This window comes from Pedobacter psychrophilus (assembly GCF_001652725.1).
GTDB lineage: Bacteria > Bacteroidota > Bacteroidia > Sphingobacteriales > Sphingobacteriaceae > Pseudopedobacter > Pseudopedobacter psychrophilus.
This window is the reverse complement of the sequence record NZ_LWHJ01000022.1, coordinates 640,628-663,058: the sequence shown is the minus strand read 5'-3', so window position 1 is coordinate 663,058 and position 22,431 is coordinate 640,628. Positions and strand designations below refer to the sequence as shown.

Genomic DNA, 22,431 nt, shown 5'->3' with positions numbered 1-22,431 from the left:
AATATCCTATAAATTATACGTTTTAGCCAATATGCAATTTAACATCTATAAGCTTCTTTTATTGCTCATTCCCTTTTCTATAAGCTCTTGCTCTTCAGTTTATATGCCAAATGTGCCAAACAGCCCAATGCTTACTAAAAAAAATGAGGTTCATGCTTCGGGACATATTTCATTAAAAGGTAATGTAAATATAAATACGGCTTATGCTGTTTCAGATCATGTTGGTGTTTTATTTAATGGTTCGTTTATCAATCAACAAAAAAATAGAAAAGATTTTAGGCAAGATTTAGTGGAAGCAGGAGCAGGTTATTTTACCACATTTGGTCCGGAAAACAGCAGAATTTTAGAATTTTATGGCGGCTTGGGCCGAGGAAGTACAGAACGGATTTATCGCAGTACAGATAAAAACGGAGTTACAACTTCTGATATCCAAAATTTGAATTTTAATAAACTTTTTTTTCAGGTTAATTATAGCTCTAAAGAACAAAAATCTTTAACGTTATTCTCTAAAAAGTATCCCTTAAACTATGGAACAATTTTTAGAATTAGTCATCTTACCATGACAGATTTTAAAAGGAATAATGTCAATCAGCCATTTGAAGATAATATTTTTATAGAACCTGTATTTTTTACACGTTTAAAACTGAACCAAAACATTCAGTTACAGTATACTTCTGGAAGTAATTTTGGTTTAAAAAATAGAGATTTTATGACGGCCGGAAACTCTGTTTTTACTTTAGGAATTGTGGTTAATGTTGGCGGGACAATTTTCAATTAATCGTAAAACAAGAAAAGCCCGAAAATTTATTTTCGGGCTTTTCTATATATTTTTAATTATGGATTTAACCGTAAATCCAACTAAACTTATATTCCATTTGTGGAACTTTAATTCTATCTGCTATTCTTATCAAACGATCTGGAAGCGCAACAATGTAATCTCTTGCTTTCTCGCCAGACTCGTTCAAGTCTTTCATACTTTCTATATTCCAATCCTCAATTAAATTTCTAAGGATATCTACATAATCAACAGCCGTATAAACGCCTAAACGTTGTGCTGCATCTGTAAAATGTCCAAAAGCACTACCAATTTTAGTCCCCATTTCACGTAAAAAATGAGCAGGCATTACAATCTTTTTACGCATCATATCTTCAAAAGCAAGCATCACCTCATTAGCATCAACTTCATAAGCTTTGCTTATAAAAGCTTTATAAGCTTTGGCGTGTCTCGCCTCGTCCGCTGCAATTAAACCACAAATTTTTGATAATAATTTATCTCCGCTTTGTTTAGCCAATTGGGCAACTCTTCTATGTGAAATATTGGTTGCAATTTCTTGAAAAGAAGTATAAATAAAGTTTCTATAAGGATCATGTCCGGTACCAATGTCAAAACCATCTTGAATTAAATATTGGGTAGATGCTTCCATTTCCCTCATATTTACTCTACCAGAAAGATATAGGTACTTGTTTAACAAATCTCCATGACGATTTTCTTCTGCTGTCCAAGCTCTTACCCACTTCATCCAACCGCCTTGCTCATTTCTAGAAACATCATTCACCATCATCAACCAAGATTCATAAGTTGGTAAAGCTTCTTCTGTAATTGTATCACCAATCAAAACAGCCATTAAATCGTAAGAAAGTTCTTTAGTACTTCCTTGTAAATCTCTAACCTCATCAAAAAAAGTTTCTTTACTAGCATCTGGCAAAAAATCTGCTGGCTGCCACATCTCTTCAACTGGCTTTAAATAATCAGCCATTTCATTAACCATAAACGGTTCTAAATAACTCATTACTTCTTTTCGCGATCCTACAGGTATTTCTATCATAAAAAATTTTAAAGTACAAATATAAGCATATACCTAAACAATAACGATAAATAGACTCATATTATGGTTTTATTCCTCAATTTTCATTACAAATACTAAACGCTTTATTTAATAATTAGATTGTTTGTTTAGTAAATAAGTATGCCCAATAAATTAATAAAAATTGAAATGGCAATCTTAAAATAGATAAGTAAAACATCAATCTTAAAAACTGATATTGGTCTATACTCATCTGGATGTTTGCAGGAAACACTGCAATTAGTAAACCAATTATTAACCAAGCACCAACCTTTCTTGTTTTATTAATTATTAATAAAATACCTGAAATAATTTCTAAAACCCCACTTAAGTAAATTAAAGTTAAAGGAAAGGGCAAATATGGCGGCATTATTTTCATATAAAATTGCGGCATCACAAAATGATTAATGCCTGCTATTAAATATACAATGCCCATTAGAATTGCGAAATGTTGCTTTTTCAATTTAGGATGAATTCTATTTTAATTAAATTGATAATATTTTGGGCGTTTATACGGGCTTTACACTATATCTTTTTTTTGCATATTCATAATGGTAAGAAAAGCAAAATAAGGATGCCATTTCAATCCCTAACGCAAAAATGTTTGAATCTTTATTAGCTCCCTTTTAAGATAAAAGGATTTCTTATTGATTCAATAAATCCATTAACATTATCAAATTTTGTGTTTTATTTTGCTTTTTGTGTGGTTTAAATCATACCGCTTTTTTAGACAATAGTTATTTAAATGATTATCGAATTAAGCTTTTTAAAATCTTTTTTACCAAACCAGGACCTTCGTATACAAAGCCTGTATATATTTGAATCAAACTTGCTCCTGCATCCAATTTTTCCTGAGCGTCTTTTGCAGAGTGAATTCCTCCTACCCCTATAATTGAAAAAGAATGATTTGATTTTTGTGATAAGTATTTAATTACTTCTGTAGAACGTTTAGTCAACGGTTTACCACTTAAACCTCCCATTTCACTTTTTTCTTTATCTGTCGCTATTAAATTATCACGAGAAATAGTAGTATTTGTTGCTATAACTCCGGCTATTTTTGTTTCCTGTACAATTTCAACGATATCATCCAATTGAGAATCCGTTAAATCTGGAGCAATTTTCAATAATATTGGCCGAGAAATATTATTTTTTAGATTTCGCTTTTGCAAAGTATTCAAAATGTTCATTAAAGGTTCTTTTTCTTGCAAATCCCTTAATCCAGGCGTATTTGGCGAGCTTACATTTACTACAAAATAATCTACCACATCAAATAAAACATCAAAACATTTAATATAGTCATTTACCGCATCTTGGTTTGGAGTGTTTTTATTCTTCCCTATGTTTCCACCAATTATTAATCCATCACGTTTAACGGTTTTTAATTTTCTAGCTAAAACTTCTACACCTTTATTGTTAAAACCCATTCTGTTAATCAGTGCATCATCGGCTTTAAGCCTAAACATTCTTGGCTTTTCATTTCCCGGTTGCGGTAAAGGGGTGACTGTACCAACCTCAATAAATCCAAAACCAAAATTTGAAAACTCTTCTATAAATTCCCCATTTTTATCAAAGCCAGCAGCTAAACCGACAGGATTTTTAAACTCTAATCCAAAAACAGTTTTTTTTAATGACGGATGTTTAAGATCATATACAGATTTCATCAACTTAGGGAATCCCCATACTTTCTGCATCAATTTTAAAGCATCAGTTACCGTATAGTGTATGCCTTCTGGATTAAATTTAAAAAGTATTTTTTTGATGAGTTTGTACATGAAACAAATTTAAAATCTATTTTCAATTAAAAGGGTAAGGTTTTTGATTTTGATGTTAAAACATCATGATGATATGAAAAGTCCACTTATAAAAACATTAGTATTAGGAATGAGTGCTGGAATGCGAACTATGGTTCCACTCTCTATTATGAGCACAAATTTCCATAAGAATAAGCAGATTAATCTCAAAAATTCTAAATTTAATTTTATCCAAACAGGGGTTGTTTCTACTTTATTGGATATGGCTGCTTTAGGTGAATTAGCAGGAGATAAAAACCCAAATATTCCTGATAGAACCGAAGCAATGGGTGTTATTGGTAGAGCCTTGTCAGGCGCATTTGTCGGTGCAACAATTTATAAAGCCTCATTTCGCAATCCGGTAAATGGTGCAGTTATAGGTGCAATATCTGCAGTTGCTTCAACTTTTATATTTTTTCATTTAAGAAAATCATTAGCAAAAAAAACACATAATGATAAAATTTTAGGCATGGCAGAAGATGCTTTAGCATTTACCGCAGGCAAAGTTCTTAAATAACTGATTTATTGATAAATTTTAAATTTACTATTATGACATTTCAAGACAGAAAAGACAAAGGAAAAAATTGGGAAAAGGTTAAAAAAAAAAGAGAAGAACTAAATGATGAGACTTTAGAAGAAGCAAATCATCCCAAATCAATTTATAAGCAAGTTGATGATGATTTACAAGAGAAGGAAGACAAAAAGTTGAAATAGTTATTAAAAATAAAACCCTCTTAGCAAATGGCTAAGAGGGTTTTTAAAATATTAATTTTTTATAATCTAAATTCTAGAAACCTAAACCAACTGTAAATGCTCTAACTTTTACAGGAAAAACTCCAACTTCAGTTGCGGAACCTAGAGATAAATTAATTGTATATATTTTAGTGGTAATACCTGTTGTTAATATAGCATAACCAACACCACTTACTGCGCCAATATCAAACCCATTAGATGCATCAGCATTTACTCTTAATTTACCAATTCTAGTTAATTTTCCGTCATTTGGTGTTGCTAATCTATACAAACTATCAGTTTTAACATTAATTGTATATAAAGTTGTACTTGTAGTTGTTGGATAAGAATTATAACTATAGGCTGCTGCTGTTTGTTCTACATCACCACCACTTATTGCAACATCAGCAGTGTTAACTCCAGTAGCTACTGCATACCTTAAGTTTTGACCCGTATTACTAGTAATTCTTATAGCGTCAGCTGTAGGATTAAAATCAAATCCAAAATTAGTTCCCGATAATAAAGGAATTAATGGTAAAGGAGTTACTGCTGTAGCTACTCCACTTGATGGATTAATTGTATAAATTCTACTTGTACTACCTAAAGCATATAATTGACCATTTAATGGTCTAAAATCTAAACCTACAATGTTCTCACCCGTTTGTAAACCAGTAATTGGTTTAGTAATTGGCTCTGGTTTAGTTAAGTTAAATATCATTAAACCATTAGTTTCGTTTACTGCATAAGCAACCGGTGCTGGTGCAATAGCTATTCCAATTAATGATGTAGCTGCAACCCCATTGTTTGGTGTTGGGAATGGAATTAAACCTAAATCTGTCGCTTTACCAGTTGTTAAATCAATTTGAAATAAAGTTGGAGTGCCAGCTACAGCATTCACAGCCGAAGATGGATTTGCTGGAGGACCAGTTACAATCCCTCCCACAGGAATAGCAGGAACAGAAGCATTATTAAAAACAACCAAAGCTTCACCAGTTGGAGCAATATCAAAACCACCAGGACGATTATTTGTAATATTTGCATTATAAGCAGCAGAATAAGTAGATAATGCTACTGGAATAGTTGGCACACCTAAAGAACCTATTAAAGTTAAAGTACCTACATTAGCATCTTGCTTATATAAATTTCCAGAATTGAAATCTACATCAAACAACTCTGTGGTAGTTACTCCACTGGTATTGTTAGTGTAAGCTACTTCTCCTAACACTGCATTGGTGCCACCATTAATGTTACCGTCTGTTGCAACTACAGTTCCATCCTCAGGATTTAACCTTAAATTTTGACCAGATTTTGTAACTAATCTAATTCTATCTACCGTAGGGTTAAAATCAAAGCCTGCAATACCACCAGAAATAGCTGGTGTAAAAGCTGTTGCGTTTACTGCTTTTGCAACTCCTGTAATTGGATTTAAAATATACAACCTACTTTGGCTACTTACTCCGTATAAAATACCAGTTGCAGGACGATAATCAATAGCTAAAATGCTTTCGCCAGTTATTAACCCTGTAATAGAAACTGCAGCGCCAACTAATTGGTTAGTATTATTTGCATTATATCTAATTAGTTGACCACCTGTACTTACAGTGTTTGTATTTGTTAGTCCAACAAATGCAATGTTAGGTTTTACACCAGTTGCATTAATTGAAAGGTCATCATCTTGCTTACAAGATGTGATAGAACCAATGATTAGAGCTATGAGCCCCATCATTTTTATGTTTGAATTTAAAAATCTCATTTTCATTTTTTTATTTTGATTAATAAGTAGATACATTAATTAAAAATATATCTTAATCCAAATTGCATACTGTATGTAGAACCAAATCCAACATTATCTCTTAAAATTGTTGGTGCTGGTATACTACCATCAAATTGTAATCTATACGTTGGCTTTGTTGCGCCGCCTGGAGTTAATAAAGCTTGATTAGTTGGAACTAATAACTGACTTCTAACTAATGATTGGCGAACTCCCCACTCTTTACTAATTAAGTTACCTAAATTCTGAACAGTCAAATTGAATTGAACAGTATTTCTTTTTTTACCAACATTAACAAATAAATCTTGCAATAAGTTGAAATCTACTGTACCTAACCAAGGTAAAAGTCCACCATTACGTTCTGCATATTTTCCTCTTCTAGAGTTTAAATAATCATCTTGTTGGATCAAGTTAAAAAACAAATCACTTTGTTGCTGTGCAGTGTAAGTAACTGCATTTGGCGCAGTACCTGCTGTAAACGGAGTAAATGTAATTTCACTTGGATCTCTTGGCACATAAATCAAATCTGCATTAGCACCATCTCTGTTCATGTCTAAAGAATAGGTATAAGAAACTCTTCCTTGAGAACTACCTTCGTAAATAAATGAAAGTGTAGTACCAAGGTTTTTTAAATATTCCTTTTTATAAGTTAAACCAGCAATAACTCTATCAGGTAAAAAACCATTATTGCTTAACTCTTTTGCATTAGAACCATTTACCGTTGCATTACCTAACCAAGAGCCTGATGGTTGGTCACCACCACCATCAAAATAATTTTTACCCTCTTGTTTTGTGTAAGCTAAAAATGCAGATAAACCATTATTAAACTGTTTATTTAAACTAGCAGTGATTGAATAATTGTAACCACCACTTGCATTATCTAAAACGTAAGTATTAAAAGCACCTGTTGCTGTAGTACTAGGTATTCCAGTTCCAGAAAGCTTATTAATAAATTTATCAGCATTTGCATTTGGATAGATTATTCTATTATCAGGATAACCTGCCACATTTAAAGGTGCTGCTTTATTTGGATCTAAATTAGGATTTCTAAAGAAAACCTGATTGATATCATAATTGTAAATACCTTCAATAGTTCCAACAAGCCCTAATGGTAATTTAGCATCGATAGCTAAACTTGTTTTAAATACTTGTGGTGACTTAACATTTGGACTCAGTAATGAAATTGCAGAAGGTACTGCAGTTCCAGCTAATGGTTGAGTTGCTGGTAAATAGAAATTAGGGTCTGGATTAAATGGAAAGGGCACACCACCAAAATTTGTTCCTTGCTCTATTTGAGAAAATTGTAATAATCCAGAATCTCCTGCTTGAGATACGATCCAAACTCTAGGTATACCGCCAGAATAAATTCCTGTTGAACCTCTAAATTGTAAAGTTCTATCACCATTAATATCATAGTTAAATCCAAATCTTGGAGAAACTAAAAGAGCGGATGATGGTAAAACTCCTGTATCTAGCTTTTCTCCATTTGCAAAAGTTAATGGTGTTACTAAAGGATGAGAAAGCAAATCTTGTGTATAGGTATATAAATCTCCCCTTACACCAAAAGATAAACGTAATTTATCATTTACTGTAAAATCATCCTGTGCATAAACTGAATATTTAGCATCTTTAAATGTAGGGAAAGCTTGTGCATAACCAGGTGTTAAAGAAAACGTTTTTGCATAAGCAAGAGGATTTGCTAGCGACTTAAAATCTTCAAAAGAATTATAAATATAATATGAAGTACCAAAACGTTGAAAACCGTTTTTAGTAACCGTACTTTCAAATTCTACACCACCTAACAAATTGTGATTTCCAATAGTAGTTTGTATATAATCAATAAAATTGTAAGCTTCTACGTCCCTAAGGTTACCAAATGTGAATGGTTCGTAACCAAAAGAAGTAAATGGACGACCATCCTTTAAAATATCTACTAATGGAAATTCAGAACTTTCTGATGTACGAGGTTCATTTTGATTTGAGTAAGAACCCCTAAATGTATTAGAATATTTTCCACCACCAAAAGATGTGTTTAATTCTGTTACTAAGGAATAATAATTATTATCAGTAAAATAATTTGAATTCTGGAAAGCTAAAGCATTATTATCAGTTCTATTTCCAGTTACTGGATATACGTTACCTTGTAATGGATTTGTAGAATTACTTAAGAAAGATGGAGTTTTACTTTCTAATTGGCTATACCTTACAGAAAATTTATTGTTTTTGTTGATATTCCAATCTAAACGACCTAAAATGTTTAATCGCTCACTTTCAAAACCATAACCATCATAAGCACCAGTTTCATATCCATAAGTGTCTCTTAGATATTGGCTAATCTCATCAAGTTCAGCTCTGGTTGGCCTGTTAGCCCTTGGATTTGAAGGAAAATCTGTTGGAACTATTGATGCTATTCTGCTTTGTCCGGGTCTAGCCTGTTTATCAGACTCCACACTACCAAAGAAAAATAATTTATCTTTAATTATAGGTCCACCAATTCTTGCCCCGTAAATTTTAACATCATTAGGATTAGGAATTAATTCATCGTATCCTTTTACCTTAGTTCCAACATTATTTTGATTTCTAAAATAAGTATAAGCAGAACCAGAAAATTCGTTAGTTCCTGATCTAGTAGTTGCATTAACTGCTCCACCTATAAAACCAGATTGTCTTACGTCAACAGGAGAAACATTTATTGAAATCTCTGCAAGAGCGTCTAAAACAATAGGATTAGCTCCATTTCCCGGTAAATTAGCGCCAATACCAAAACTATTATTAAAGTTTGCACCATCAACGGTAATATTATTTTGGCGATAATTACCACCACCAATTGATTGGCCTTGTGCTTGTGGAGTAACACGTGTGATGTCATTAATACTTCTACCAATTGTTGGTATAGTGTTAATTTCTCTAGTACCAACATTAGTCACTGCACCAGATCTATCAGAACTTAGTATAGAATTACCACCGGCAGTAACTACAACTTCATTTAATTGTGTACTTGTTTGAGAAAGCGTTACATTTAAAACGAAGGGTTCACCTAAAGTTAAATAGATGCCTTCTGCTGTTTTTGGTTGTAAACCAATAAAGGTAATTTCTACTTTGTATGGACCACCAGGTCTCATATTTAATAAATTATACCTTCCTTCTGAATTTGTGTTTGCTGCATATACAGTACCAGTAGGAAGGTGGGTTGCTTTTACTGTAGCGCCAATAATTGTTTCTTTCGAATCTTTTACTGTACCTGACATACTACCCGTTGTTACTTGAGCAAATGATGTTAATCCTGCAATTAACATCATTATCAATAACATAAAATTAATTTGTAATTTTCTTTTCATGTGTGTTAAGTGAAAAATGAATTTTGGACAAATGTAAATAGCAAATGTTATATATTATCAGATTCTATGTTAAATTAATGTTAACAATTGCATGTTATTATTAACATTTTTAGAAAATAATGTGGACATTAATTACATGTTTGTTAATTAATATTTGTTAGCTATTATTTTATTAAATTCGCAATTCAAATATAATCACATGAATTACGATTTAATAGTTATTGGCAGCGGCCCAGGAGGTTACGTTGCTGCAATTAGGGCGGCTCAATTAGGTTTAAAAACTGCTATTGTAGAAAAAGAATCTTTAGGTGGTGTTTGTTTAAATTGGGGTTGTATCCCAACTAAGGCATTATTAAAAAGCGCACAGGTTTTTGAGTATATACATCATGCTACCGAATATGGTATCAATGTTGGTGAATCTTCTGCAGATTTTGGTGCTGTAGTGAAGAGAAGTAGAGGTGTAGCTGATGGAATGAGTAAAGGAATTCAATTTTTGATGAAGAAAAACAAGATCGATGTGATCATGGGTATTGGAAAAATCAAAAAAGGTGGGCAGGTAGAAGTTAAATTAGAAGATGGTACCACCAAAGAATATGAGGCTAAAAATATTATTTTAGCTACTGGTGGGCGATCTAGAGAATTACCTCATATTAAACAAGATGGTAAAAAAGTAATTGGTTATAGAGAAGCAATGACTTTACCAAATCTTCCAAAATCAATGATTGTAATGGGTTCTGGCGCCATTGGTGTCGAGTTTGCTTATTTCTACGCAACCATGGGAACTAAAGTAACTATTGTAGAATTTTTAGATAATATTGTCCCTGTGGAAGATGAAGACGTTCGAAACAACTGAATCGTTCTTTCAAAAAAGTGGGTATCGACATCATGACTAAATCATCTGTTGAAAAAATTGATAGCACTGGAGATACTTGCAAAGTAACTGTTAAAACAGATGCGGGAGAAAAAGTTTTAGAGGCAGAAATAGTTTTATCTGCAGTTGGATATACTCCAAACTTGGAAAATTTAGGCTTAGAAGAATTAGGAATAAAAGTAGATAAAGGAAGAGTAGTTACCGATGCTTATTATAAAACTAATGTGGATGGTGTTTATGCCATAGGCGATATTGTAGGTGGACAAGCTTTAGCTCACGTTGCATCGGCAGAAGGAATAATTTGTGTGGAAAAAATTGCAGGTCATCATCCAGAACCTTTAAACTATGGAAACATTCCTGGTTGTACTTATTGCTCCCCAGAAATTGCTTCTGTTGGTATGACGGAAAAGAAAGCCAAAGAAGCTGGCTATGAATTAAAGATTGGTAAATTCCCTTTTTCAGCATCAGGTAAAGCGAGCGCTTCTGGAGCTAAAGATGGTTTTGTAAAACTTATTTTTGATGCAAAATATGGTGAATTACTAGGTGCACACATGATTGGAAATAATGTAACTGAAATGATTGCAGAATTAGTAGTTGCCCGTAAATTAGAAACTACAGGAATGGAGATCATTAAATCTGTTCATCCACACCCAACTATGAGTGAAGCAATTATGGAAGCTGCCGCTGATGCTTACGGCGAAGTGATACATTTATAGTATTTCTTTTTATTAAATTAAAAATCCTATTAATTAGAGGCATCTTACCTTCTATTTGATAGGATTTTTAGGTTAATCCAATTAAACAATCTTCTCTAAGATTTAAAAATTATTTTTGACTATTTTTGTCAAAAATAATTTTTCACCATGGAAAGTTTCGGAACTAAAATTAAAAACTTAAGAGAAAATAAAAATTTGCCGCTTAGGATAGTTTCTACCGATTTAAATATTGACCAAGCAATTCTTAGTAAAATTGAAAGAAACATTAGGAAGGCAAATAGAGAACTAGTGATAAAAATTTCTGATTATTTTAGAATAAATAGAGATGATTTGCTTATTGCCTGGTTGTCTGATAAACTTGCATTAGAGTTGGAGGATGAAGATAACGCAATAAAAGCTTTAAAAGTAGCTGAAGAAAAAGTGAACTATATAACTCGTTCAAAGAGGAAAATAAATCTTATAGAAACAATTAAGTCTGTTTTAAAAGCGGATGGAAGAGTTAATAATGCGTATCTGTTTGGTTCATTAGCAAGAGGGGAAGAAAATTTTGAAAGCGATATTGATTTATTAATTGAGCTTAATCAAGATAAAAAATATTCTATGTTCGATATTCTAGACCTAGAATACCTTTTAACAACATCCATTTATAGAAAAGTTGATTTAGTAGAAAAAGGTTTTTTAAAAGATTTCTCTGTAAAATCTGCACAAAAAGATATGATAAAAATTTATGGATAAACCATCAGATAAACAAAGAATTCTCCATATTCTAAAAGCTATTCATTTAATTGAGGATTTTGTATTAAATATTGACGAACCTGAATTTATAGAAGATATAAAATTGCAGAGTGCTATACAATATCAATTCTTAGTTATAGGCGAAGCCACGAAATATATAGATGATGCTATTTTAAAAAAATACAATTATCCTTGGCACATTCCAAAATCTTTCAGAAATTTTATTATTCACGAATATCACGGCGTAAAAATGGAAAGGATTTATTACGCATCAAAAGATTTAGAAAAACTTAAAACTCAAATCCAATTAATATTAAAGAATGAATTTAATTCTTAACTTTTTTCAAAATATCTTCTATAATCAAATCTGCATGGATTCTTGAGTTTTCTATAAACCATAAATGAGTATCCATTCCGCCGCAAACTACACCAGCTAAATAAATACCTTTTCTATTGGTTTCCATCGTCAAGAGATTATGCTCTGGATATTTATATTCATCATCGCTTAAAGCCACTCCCATTTTTTTAAGAAAATCAAAATTAGGTTCATAGCCTGTAAGTGCCAACACAAAATCATTATCTAAAATAATTTTATTCTCTGGGGTTTCAATCTCCACTTCTTGTTCGCTCACTTTCGATAATGAAGAATTAAAATATGCTTTAATACTTCCCTCTTCAATTCTGTTGATAATATCTGGGCGAACCCAATATTTTACCCGATCGTTTATCTTTTCTCCTCGTATCACCATCGTTACCTCTGCCCCTTTCCTATAACATTCTAAGGCAGCATCAACTGAAGAATTACTGGCCCCAACTACTAAAACTTTCTGCATAGCATAGAAATGTGGATTTTTATAATAGTGCTTTACTTTCGTCAATTCCTCTCCAGGAATATTCATTAGAGAAGGTAAATCATAAAAACCAGTAGAGATAATGATATTTTTTACGAGGTAAGATTTTTTAGATGTTTTTACAAGATATTCACCATTCTTATTTTCTAATCCATTTACACTTTCAAATAAATTGATATTTAACTCAAATTTTAAGGCAACTCTACGATAATATTCTAAAGCTTCTTCTCTGGTAGGTTTAGGGCTATTAGAAACAAAAGGAACTTCACCAATCTCCAGCTTTTCAGAGGTAGAAAAGAAAGTCATATTTTGCGGGTAATTGTAAAGTGAATTAACTAAACAACCTTTTTCTATGATGATATAAGAAAGCCCAGCAGCATTTGCCTTTATTCCACATACTAAACCAATGGGTCCTGCTCCAATAATTAAAATATCGTATTGTTCCATATCCTTAAATAACCTACATTTTAATCAATGGTTTGAATTGGTACTAAACACTTATTCAATTCTAAAATTTTCAAATATTTCGTTTCGTGATGATATGAATTGTGGAAATGATTATAACAAAAAAGGGCTCATTTTTATTGAACCCTTCATGTTTTATTGATTGTCTCTCCACTCGTAAACCCAAGCAGATTGTATCTGTTCCAGATGACCTTCATTACATTCTTCTTTTGTTCCTTTAAAATGAGGCAAGGTTAAAACCCAATCCATCATTTCTGTAAAACGAACCCTATATATTTTAGATTCACCAAACTCATCACCCATCTTTTCATACAAACCCATGGCAATATCTTCATAATCATTCCAATGGATGGGAAGTGCAAATTTATCTTGATTCATAATTTTTTATTTAATGTCCGAGGAATTGAGATTGATCTGGGATGGTAATTTCTAAATCTCCATCTATAAATACACATTGACAACCCAATCTTGAGGTAATATGTGGGTTTATAGCTCTATCAATAAAATCCTCTTCCTTATCAGAAATCTCTTGAATGTGTTCTTCACCTTTATTTACATAAACATGGCATGTGCTGCATCCACAAACTCCTCCACAATTATGCTGTAATTCTATTCCATTATCAAGGCAAACATCTAAAACCGACTCTCCTTCTGCAACAGGAAGTTCTATAGTTTCATGACCTTTTTCCTCAAAGTTTATTTTTACTTTATAAATATTCATGCGATTGCAAAAATAGCAATTTATTTATGGCTCAAATTAGAAGCTTGATACATTTTTACTATGTCTTGACTTACAACAGTATATATATTCTGGAGCTGGGGATAAGTGCTAAGTAATTGTAAATGTTTATTGATAGTGATTGCATCGTTTCTTTTAGCAGGACCCGTTTGTATCTTAATTGGTGAATTAAGCATCGCTTTTTGAGCTGTTTCTAAAATCAACGGTCTTAATAAATCAAAATTTAGATTAGAATCTTGAACCAATTTTTCTGCAATGGCATAAAAATGATTGGTAAAATTACAAGCAAAAACTGCTGAGATATGGATTAGCATCCTATTTTCTGAATCTACTTTTTCTACTTTTTGGGAAAGCTTTTTAGCAATCATTAACAGTTGCTCCTCTGATTGCAAATGATTGGCTTCGATCAAAAGAGGAATGGAAGAAAAATCAAGATTATGATGTTTAGAAAATGTCTGTAGTGGATATAAAACCCCGCAGTTTTGAGCGTATTTCTCTAAAATAGATATACTCGTAGAACCTGAAGTATGTAATATTAATTGCTGTTGATTGGAAATTGGAATCTGAGCTACCACACTTTCAATCGCATCATCGCTAACTGCAAGAATAATTACGTCAATTTGATTGCTTAAGTCAGCAATTTGAGGGATAGAATTTGCCCCAATCTCTAAAGCGAAATCAATTGCATTATTATGATTACGACTCCAAACTTGCTTTATTGGATAACCAGCTTTTATTATTGACTTAGATAAATGCGTAGCTACATTCCCTGAACCAAGAATTGCTACTTTCATGCAGTTTTAACATCTTTTGCCCTTCTAAAAATAGATAGCAAAAATCCAATAATCATAATAATAGTTCCTCCCCAAAATAAATTGATATATGGAAAAGTAATTGCTTTTAATACAATCCAATCTCTTTTATCTTCTTTTGGTTTTTCATAAACTGTAAGTTCCAATTTATCTTTTTCGGGCAAAATATTTGTAAATCGCAACTTTAATCCAGCTTCATCTACTTTTTTACCAAAATCAACTTTGGTATTGCCTTTAATTAAAAAGATAGGTTCCGCTTTGAATTTAGCATTATTAGCTTCTATTTCTAAATTCATTCCTATTGCAACATCTCCCTTTGTTAAAGGAATATCCTTAATAGTTGCATCTTTATTAATTGATTTAACTACTAAAAATCCCTGTCTAAACCTTACTGTGTCCCCAACAGAAACTTCATGAATAATTGGCTTTTGATAATTCTCATCATCAGAATGTCCTTCATGATCATCATGTTCATCTTCTTTTAAAGGAACACTACTAACGTGAGTATAAACATCATGCAATAAATAATGCTTGGTATCTGGTGAGGCAATAATCTGCTTCATCTTGGCATTTTGTTGTGCATTTGGATAAAGATTAAAATTCTCTTTTACCTTTCCTTCGGGATTAATTACCTTATAATTTACTCTATAATAAGTATTAACTCCTGATGTTGAATCTCCTAAATAAGTAACCGTATATTCAGCCATTTTAGTCGGCTCGTTTTTATATAAAATAATATTTTCACGGGGATTATTATTCTTTGCAAACTCATCTCCAAATCCTATTCCTGTATTGTTTGTAGAAATCACTTTATTATTTGCCGCAGCAATTAAAGCTCCTATCAATATAAATGCAAAGCCAATATGTGCTACTGCAGAGCCTGATAGTTTCCATTTCCCTTTAAAAGCATCTCCTAATAATCTTGCATTACATAAAATTGAAAAGATAGCGGCCCAAGTCATCAAAACATACATTACATTTTGATAAATTTGAGTAATGTAAACCACAATTGCAGTTAGTAAAATAGCCATTACGAAAGATACTCCCAAGCTGATTAAAAACTTACGAACATCAGTTTTCTTATATTTTAAAAATTGTGAAAAAGCAGATATAGTTGCTATCGCGAATGCAAAAGCAATTTGCCATTTATTGTAGTGCTGAATAACATTGATTGGAGGTGCAATTGAAGCACCAAATATCTTGTTATAAACAGGTATGGAAGTAGTTGCGATTATTTGGATACAAGAAACTACTAAAACAATAGCACCTATAAATAACCAAAACTCCCTGGAGTAAGTATCCTCATCTTTCTTTGTAATGGGAAGTTTTTTCCAGTTGATGATGATGAGTACGGTTGCTAAAATGATAAAAGCAAACATGTATATTAATAACTGTCCACTCATTCCTAAATCTGTAAAAGCGTGTACAGAAGTATCACCTAAAATTCCACTTCTTGTTAAAAAAGAAGCGTACAACACTAAAATAAAACTAATGATGATCAAGAAAATAGCTGTAAAATAAGAATGGCCAGAGTTTTTATAGGCGATCATTACATGTACGCCCGCAATCAGTGTAAGCCAAGGAATAATAGAAGCATTCTCTACTGGATCCCAAGCCCAAAAACCGCCAAAGTTTAAAGCTTCATAAGCCCAAAAAGAACCCATAATAATTCCAGTCCCTAAAACCATTACCGCAAACAATGCCCATGGTAAAGCTGGTTTAACCCAATCAGAATATCTTTTTTGCCATAAAGCAGCAATTCCATAAGAAAACGGAACAACCATAGATGCAAAACCCAAAAATAAAGTTGGTGGGTGTATCACCATCCAATAATTTTGCAATAACGGATTTAAACCATTACCATCTTGTATTAAGCTCAAGTAATCTGCTCTAGAGAAAATAGGTATGTCTATTGCTTGTCTTAACAATATGAAAGGTGAGGATCCTATCTTGACTCCCAAAATCTCGACGCCAAGTAACATGGTCGTGAGAAAAAATTGAGATAATGAGATGACTGTCATTACACTATTTTCCCAAGATTTGGCTTTAACAATTAGAATACAACCTAAAACGCCTTGCCAAAATGTCCATAACCAAAAACTTCCCTCCTGACCTTCCCAAAAACAAGAAATAATGTAATAGACAGGCAGAGTTTTGGAGGAATGTGCATAAGCATAATGATACTCGAAATAATGGCTGTATATAATATAGAACAAACAAACGCCAATACCTATTACCGCAAACAAGTTTAAACGATAAGCAAAACGAGCCAAATTATGCCAAGATAAATCTAGTTTATCTTTAGTAACCGTTGCAAAATAGTAACTAATTAAAGCGATTAAAGAAGTGCCAAAAGAAAGAACAATGAAGAACTGACCGATTCTACCCGGCAACAGGTGTTCGCCTGCGAATTGTATATCCATTAAATAAATTAAATATTAGCCTGTTTATTGGCTTTAAATTCTGTGACCTCAATTTTATCTTGAGTGTATTTAGAAGGGCATTTCATTAAAATTTTATTTGCCTGAAAAGAGCCACCGCTCATTTGCCCGGTTAAAACTATTTGTTCAGATTTTTCAAAATCCTGAGGTTTAGTTCCTGTAAATTCCACTTTACATTCTTTGCCTTTATTATCAATCATGTAAAAAGAAAAATAGTTGGCATCCTGTTGTGGATTATAAACCATTTCTTTAGACTTATTTAACTTACCTACAATGTGTAGCTCTTTTTGGGTTTCCTTGGCCTCAGAAAAAGAACCATAAGTACTACTATCAGCGTAGGTACTCACAATTACTCCAATAGCTATAGCTATAATGATCATCCCAATAATTGAACTTTTTTTCATAATGGTTTATCTTGGATACTTAATTATACAAAAATACGAAACCCTAATGGTAACAATAAATTATAACAAAAATGTTATCTATTAAGAAAACTTCTAAATAATAAATTATTTCCCTTAAAATTATTAAAAATAAATTTTTTTGATCTAAATAAATAAGTTGTTGGTAGAATCCTATTTAAGATGAGGTTTTTGATTAAATTTTCAAAATAAATTTATCTATCCCAAATATTCTTTTGTATTAAATTGATTTTATCTTCAAAAAAAAGTTGTGTGCTATTTTCAAAAGCACTTGTTTTATCTGATACGAAAAATTGATACTTTGGTGGTGAAGTATTAGTATTTAAAAGATTTAAATTAGAAAGTTTAAGTTTCACATCTTCTGCAACTATTTCTGCGGTATTTAAAATTTCGACTTTCCCTTTAAAAAATTCATTTATTTCATTTTTAACAAGTGGATAATGGGTACAAGCCAAAATAAGTGAATCAATTTTTTTAAGTTTTGGAGATGATAAATAAGCGTTAATAATAGTTTTACTAATATTATTTTCGAAAAAACCTTCCTCAATCATTGGTGCTAATAAAGGTGTAGCTAAAGATTGCACTTGTATGCCAGGAATACTTTCCTTTAACTTTTTGGCATAAATGTCCGACTTAATGGTAGCTTTTGTAGCAATTACCCCAATTCTCTTAAAATTAGGTTGAGATTTACAGAAAGAAACAACAGGATCAATCACATTTAAAATTGGTAACTCAGCGCCTAAAAATTCTTTTAAATCATTGTATCCTAAAGATGAGGCTGTATTACATGCAATAACAATTGCCTTACATCCTTGCGCTTGTAAAAACTTACCAATTTTTAAGCTATAATATTTTATGGCTTCAGCACTTTTATCACCATAAGGCATATGAGCTGTATCTCCGAAATACACCAAATTTTCATGTGGTAAAACTTGGCGTATTGCATTAGCTACGGTTAAACCACCAATTCCTGAATCGAAAATACCTATTGGACTTTGCATTATTTATTTGGTAAAAGCGGAAAGCTTAAAGCTGTTGAACGAAAGTAATGATTAAAATCGAAGTTGATTTATCAATATTTTTTTGAACTTATCCTCCAGACTTAAGAAGTTTTAAAAACTTCGTAAGTCTGAGAATTCGAACATGCCTAAAAATGAAAAATGCGAAATAGATTATTCATCTGCTTCGCATTAGCTTTTTTTTAGCTTTTAGCTTTATGCTTTTTTGATAGCTTATTTAAGTCCTAATTTAATTTTAACATCTGGCATAATGTTGATACCACCGTCAAAATAAACAATACCTGGTTGAGTTGTATCAAAAACATAAGCGTAACCTTTTTCTTTAGCTACAACTTTAACCGCATCTTCTGCTTTCTTTAAAATTGGATCATAAAGCTCACCTCTTTTCTTTTCAAAATCTTCACCAGCTTTTTGTTGAAACTCTTCAATACGCTTTTGTAAATCTTGTATTTCTTTTACTTTAGCATCTTTTAAGGCATCACTCAAAGTTTTTTCTGCACCTTGAAAAGCCTGTACTTTTGTTTGATACTCTGTATACATCGTTTTACCATCTGCATCTAGAGAAGCTTTAAAAGTTTCTAATTGTTTATCAGCATTTACCACTTCTGGCATAGCTTTAATTAATTCTGCAGAATTAATATGAGCAATTTTTTGTTGTGCACTTACTATATTACCAGCAAATAATAATCCTCCAGCTACTAATGCAATCTTAAATAATTTTTTCATTTTCGTTAATTGTGTGTATTTAATTTGATTTACTATTTTAAAATATTTTTTGCTAATTAGCAAATGTTCCTGGCTTATAACCCAATTTTGTAATGATATCATTGGTAGCGTTAAAGTTAGCTCTACCAAAAAGCAAATTTACAGAGCTTTTATCTAATATCATATCAATATTCTCTTTATTTGCATATTCCTCAATTGTTTTGCCAACTCTTTCCTGAATCGGCTTTATTAATCTTAGCTTTTGCTTATAAAGTTCTCCTTCAAACCCAAACTTAACTTGCTGTAGGTTCTTTGCCTCATTTTCTTTTTGTAGGATATCTGCTTCTCTTTTTTTCCTCATATCTTGAGTTAATAAAACCTGATCGGCTTGATATTCTTTTTGCATTTTATCTACTTCAGCAAACTTATCGTTAATCTCACTTTGCCATTTTTCTGACATTGCATTTAACTGTTTCTGTGCTGAGGAATACTCTGGAATATGTTGTAAAACGTATTCTGCATCTACAAAGGCTAAACGTTGTGCTTTTGCAGTAACGCTAGCAATAACGAGAAAAATACAAATACTGATACACTTTTTCATCTTTTTTACATTTTGATGTGGATGTATTTAATTAAACCCGCCTAGCTGTTGTGCAATACTAAAGTGAAACTGACCTTTATTTGCAGCCGCATTTCCAGGGATAGCATCAAAACCATACCCATAATCAATACCTAGCAAACCAAATATTGGTAAGAAGATTCTAGCACCAACACCCACAGATCTTTTAACATTAAACGGATTAAATTCACTAAACTTATTCCAGGTATTACCACCCTCGGCGAAAGCCAAAACAAATACAGTTGCTGATTGATTTAATGTAATTGGATGCCTTAATTCTAAAACATATTTGTTAAAAATTGGACTACCTGCAGTGGTAATCGAACCTTCTGGTATAATTGAATTATTAGAATAGCCTCTTAAACCTATCACTTCAGATCCCTGTAAAAAATCGAATCCTTGTAAACCATCACCACCTAATTTAAATCTACCAAAGGGAGCTTGTCCAACTTCTTTGTTATAGTATCCAATAAATCCAAATTGTGCTTGGGCTTTTAATATCAGTTTACCATATACTCTTTGGAAAAACTGAGACTCAAATTTCCATTTATGATATTCTGCAAACTTATACTTATCTGAAGTTGATATATTATTGTAATTCTTACCGTTAAAAGCCGAATATGGTAAAGTTGCTTGAACAGTAAATTTAATATTTGAACCTGTTGTTGGGAAAATTTGTTGATCTGTAGAAGCTCTGCTAAATACCTGGCTTAAACTTAAATCGTAAGAATCTCCATTTTCAAACAAATATCCTTGGTAATTATTTAACTTAAACTGTTGTAAGTTAGCAGCATAATCTACTCTAAAATAATCATCAGGCCATTTTAGTTGCTTACCTAAACTAAATGTTAAACCATTTAATCTAATCTTATTCAAGTTTGGGTCTCCTTTTGATAATCCATTACTTTGCAAAGATGTAAATGCACTAATTCCAAAATAAATTGGTTTTTTACCTCCAAACCAAGGTTCAGAGAAAGAGAAACTATAAGACTGATAGAATTTACCATTTGTTTGACCCCTAATACTCAATTTCTGTCCATCGCCCCTAGGCAAAGGCTTATACTCTTTTAGATTGAAAAGATTTTTTGCAGAGAAATTATTAAAGGTAAGTCCTAAAGTACCTACAACTCTTCCACCACCAAAACCACCAGAAAGTTCTATCTGATCGGAAGGTTTTTCTACAACAGTATATTGGATATCAACTGTTCCATCTGCGGGATTAGGAATTGGTTTAATATCAATCTTTTGCTCATCAAAATTACCTAATTGAGAGATTTGCCTTTGTGAACGTACCAATAAATCTTTAGAGAATTTTTGACCTGGCTTAGTTCTGATTTCTCTTAAAACAACTTTATCATTAGTTACATCATTACCTTTTAAGATAATTTTATTGATGGTGTATTGTGGGCCTTCATAAATCCTGATTTCTAAATCAACAGTATCATTATAAATACGAGTTTGAACAGGATCTGCATTAAATGTTAAATAACCATCATTTAAATAAACAGAAGAAACGTCATCACTTGATGGACTACTTCTTAAGGTTTTATCGAGTTTAGCTTCGCTAAAAACCTCTCCTTTTTCTATTTTAAGAATTTGTTTTAATAAAGTGGAAGGATATTTTGCATTACCGGCAAACGTTATATTACCAAAATAATATTTAGGTCCTTCATGTAATTTTATATCAATATTTACTGATTTGTCATTAAATTTATAAACAGAATCTGAAATAATCTCCGCATCACGATAGCCTTTTTCTCTCATCTTGGCAATCATAGATTCTTTATCTTCTTCGTATTTATCTCTTAAAAATTTCCCAGAACCAAAAACCTTGTAGAAGGCCATTTCATGTGTCTTTTTAAGAAACTTTTTCAGCTTGGCATCAGAAAAATCTTTATTGCCATCTATATTAATCGCATTAACTTTTACCTTGCTTTTCTTATCTACGGTAACATTTACAATTCTGCTATTTACATCTGAAGTATCATTTACAGGGTCGATTTTAACCGTAGTATATAAATATCCTTTTTCATAAAAATGCTTTGTAATGATACTTGTAATGTTATTTTTTAAATTTTCATTAACAATCTTACCTTTTTGTTTATTCAGCTTTTCTTGAATATCTGTGGTTTCACTTTTTGTTAACCCTTTTAAAACTAATCTAGATACCCTTGGACGTTCTATTAAATTAATATCAAAAAATATCGAATCTCCGCTAATATGATTAACGTCTAAAGAAACATCATCAAATAAACCTTGAGCCCAAAGATTTTTTACTGCTCCGGAAGTTGCATCCCCAGGAACCAAAATACGATCGCCAATTGCTAATTTTGTAATCGTTATTAAAACCGATTTATCCAGATATTTAACGCCGTTTACCTCTATACCACCAATAGTATATTCTTTAGGATTTAAATAATCTAAATCTTTAGATTTATTTTCAGTACTAGGTCTTAATGCTGGAAATTGTGCAAATCCTTTAACGCTTACCGTAATAAGGAATATGATTAATAAAAAATTCTTCATTTATTTAATTATGGCGGCTAAATTACTTCTATTCT

Annotated in this window: 21 protein-coding genes and 1 pseudogene; 7 read left to right on the top strand and 15 right to left on the bottom strand. The window is 31.8% G+C overall.

The genetic code is table 11. The annotated features are described in order from the left end of the window. Nucleotides 1-31: 31 nt before the first annotated feature. Nucleotides 32-778, top strand: a complete 747-nt coding sequence (locus A5893_RS07730) for a hypothetical protein (RefSeq protein ID WP_068821961.1) — start codon at nucleotides 32-34, stop codon at nucleotides 776-778. Between the two features lie 64 nt (nucleotides 779-842). Here A5893_RS07730 and A5893_RS07725 read toward each other — a convergent pair whose 3' ends face one another. From A5893_RS07725 to A5893_RS07715, 3 genes are all read right to left on the bottom strand, one after another. After that, nucleotides 843-1,826, bottom strand: a complete 984-nt coding sequence (locus A5893_RS07725; protein ID WP_068821960.1) for an acyl-ACP desaturase — start codon at nucleotides 1,824-1,826, stop codon at nucleotides 843-845. Between the two features lie 115 nt (nucleotides 1,827-1,941). Continuing rightward, complete coding sequence (locus A5893_RS07720) at nucleotides 1,942-2,280, bottom strand: DoxX family protein (RefSeq protein ID WP_068821959.1); 339 nt, start codon at nucleotides 2,278-2,280, stop codon at nucleotides 1,942-1,944. 313 nt (nucleotides 2,281-2,593) lie between these two features. Continuing rightward, nucleotides 2,594-3,616 carry a quinone-dependent dihydroorotate dehydrogenase gene (locus A5893_RS07715; protein ID WP_068821958.1) on the bottom strand — a complete coding sequence of 341 codons (1,023 nt, stop codon included), beginning with the start codon at nucleotides 3,614-3,616 and terminating at the stop codon, nucleotides 2,594-2,596. 73 nt (nucleotides 3,617-3,689) lie between these two features. Between A5893_RS07715 and A5893_RS07710 the strand changes: the two genes are divergently transcribed. Further along, the gene (locus A5893_RS07710) at nucleotides 3,690-4,151 is read left to right on the top strand and encodes a DUF4126 family protein (RefSeq protein WP_157687521.1); all 462 of its coding nucleotides are present in this window, start codon (nucleotides 3,690-3,692) and stop codon (nucleotides 4,149-4,151) included. 32 nt (nucleotides 4,152-4,183) lie between these two features. Beyond that, complete coding sequence (locus A5893_RS17690; protein WP_157687520.1) at nucleotides 4,184-4,348, top strand: hypothetical protein; 165 nt, start codon at nucleotides 4,184-4,186, stop codon at nucleotides 4,346-4,348. 73 nt (nucleotides 4,349-4,421) lie between these two features. On the opposite strand, the gene A5893_RS07705 is transcribed toward A5893_RS17690, so the two are convergent. Further along, nucleotides 4,422-6,125: a DUF4394 domain-containing protein gene (locus A5893_RS07705; RefSeq protein WP_232456822.1), complete on the bottom strand. Its 1,704-nt coding sequence runs from the start codon at nucleotides 6,123-6,125 to the stop codon at nucleotides 4,422-4,424. 29 nt (nucleotides 6,126-6,154) lie between these two features. Continuing rightward, entirely contained in the window at nucleotides 6,155-9,475 is a 3,321-nt protein-coding gene (locus tag A5893_RS07700; protein WP_068821956.1) for a TonB-dependent receptor, read from the bottom strand. A gap of 199 nt (nucleotides 9,476-9,674) precedes the next feature. Between A5893_RS07700 and A5893_RS18060 the strand changes: the two are divergent. From A5893_RS18060 to A5893_RS07685, 4 genes and pseudogenes are all read left to right on the top strand, one after another. Next, nucleotides 9,675-10,582, top strand: a pseudogene (locus A5893_RS18060) (FAD-dependent oxidoreductase); the annotation flags it as partial. A gap of 162 nt (nucleotides 10,583-10,744) precedes the next feature. After that, nucleotides 10,745-11,062 (top strand): NAD(P)/FAD-dependent oxidoreductase, encoded by a 318-nt coding sequence (locus A5893_RS18295; RefSeq protein WP_232456830.1) that lies wholly within the window; start codon nucleotides 10,745-10,747, stop codon nucleotides 11,060-11,062. A 147-nt stretch (nucleotides 11,063-11,209) separates the two neighbouring features. Beyond that, entirely contained in the window at nucleotides 11,210-11,797 is a 588-nt protein-coding gene (locus tag A5893_RS17835; protein ID WP_068821955.1) for a nucleotidyltransferase domain-containing protein, read from the top strand. Next, complete coding sequence (locus A5893_RS07685) at nucleotides 11,790-12,134, top strand: HepT-like ribonuclease domain-containing protein (RefSeq protein ID WP_068821954.1); 345 nt, start codon at nucleotides 11,790-11,792, stop codon at nucleotides 12,132-12,134. The genes A5893_RS17835 and A5893_RS07685 overlap by 8 nt, the downstream gene beginning before the upstream one ends. On the opposite strand, the gene A5893_RS07680 is transcribed toward A5893_RS07685, so the two are convergent. The 10 genes from A5893_RS07680 to bamA form a co-directional block, all read right to left on the bottom strand. Continuing rightward, nucleotides 12,124-13,095: a YpdA family putative bacillithiol disulfide reductase gene (locus tag A5893_RS07680; RefSeq protein WP_068821953.1), complete on the bottom strand. Its 972-nt coding sequence runs from the start codon at nucleotides 13,093-13,095 to the stop codon at nucleotides 12,124-12,126. The genes A5893_RS07685 and A5893_RS07680 overlap by 11 nt on opposite strands. A 153-nt stretch (nucleotides 13,096-13,248) precedes the next feature. After that, entirely contained in the window at nucleotides 13,249-13,491 is a 243-nt protein-coding gene (gene iscX / locus A5893_RS07675; RefSeq protein WP_068821952.1) for a Fe-S cluster assembly protein IscX, read from the bottom strand. A 10-nt stretch (nucleotides 13,492-13,501) separates the two neighbouring features. Continuing rightward, on the bottom strand, nucleotides 13,502-13,834 hold the full coding sequence (locus A5893_RS07670; protein WP_068821951.1) for a 2Fe-2S iron-sulfur cluster-binding protein: 333 nt from the start codon (nucleotides 13,832-13,834) through the stop codon (nucleotides 13,502-13,504). Between the two features lie 20 nt (nucleotides 13,835-13,854). Then, complete coding sequence (locus tag A5893_RS07665; protein ID WP_068821950.1) at nucleotides 13,855-14,646, bottom strand: Rossmann-like and DUF2520 domain-containing protein; 792 nt, start codon at nucleotides 14,644-14,646, stop codon at nucleotides 13,855-13,857. After that, on the bottom strand, nucleotides 14,643-17,087 hold the full coding sequence (locus tag A5893_RS07660) for a heme lyase CcmF/NrfE family subunit (protein WP_068821949.1): 2,445 nt from the start codon (nucleotides 17,085-17,087) through the stop codon (nucleotides 14,643-14,645). The genes A5893_RS07665 and A5893_RS07660 overlap by 4 nt, the downstream gene beginning before the upstream one ends. Before the next feature lie 8 nt (nucleotides 17,088-17,095). Continuing rightward, entirely contained in the window at nucleotides 17,096-17,509 is a 414-nt protein-coding gene (locus A5893_RS07655) for a cytochrome c maturation protein CcmE domain-containing protein (RefSeq protein WP_068821948.1), read from the bottom strand. Between the two features lie 212 nt (nucleotides 17,510-17,721). Beyond that, complete coding sequence (murI, locus tag A5893_RS07650; protein ID WP_068821947.1) at nucleotides 17,722-18,528, bottom strand: glutamate racemase; 807 nt, start codon at nucleotides 18,526-18,528, stop codon at nucleotides 17,722-17,724. A 231-nt stretch (nucleotides 18,529-18,759) separates the two neighbouring features. Continuing rightward, nucleotides 18,760-19,272, bottom strand: coding sequence for an OmpH family outer membrane protein (locus A5893_RS07645; RefSeq protein ID WP_068822117.1), 513 nt, complete (start codon nucleotides 19,270-19,272; stop codon nucleotides 18,760-18,762). Nucleotides 19,273-19,324: 52 nt separating this feature from the next. After that, nucleotides 19,325-19,852 (bottom strand): OmpH family outer membrane protein, encoded by a 528-nt coding sequence (locus A5893_RS07640; protein WP_068821946.1) that lies wholly within the window; start codon nucleotides 19,850-19,852, stop codon nucleotides 19,325-19,327. A gap of 27 nt (nucleotides 19,853-19,879) precedes the next feature. Beyond that, nucleotides 19,880-22,396, bottom strand: a complete 2,517-nt coding sequence (gene bamA, locus A5893_RS07635) for an outer membrane protein assembly factor BamA (protein ID WP_068821945.1) — start codon at nucleotides 22,394-22,396, stop codon at nucleotides 19,880-19,882. Nucleotides 22,397-22,431: the final 35 nt, after the last annotated feature.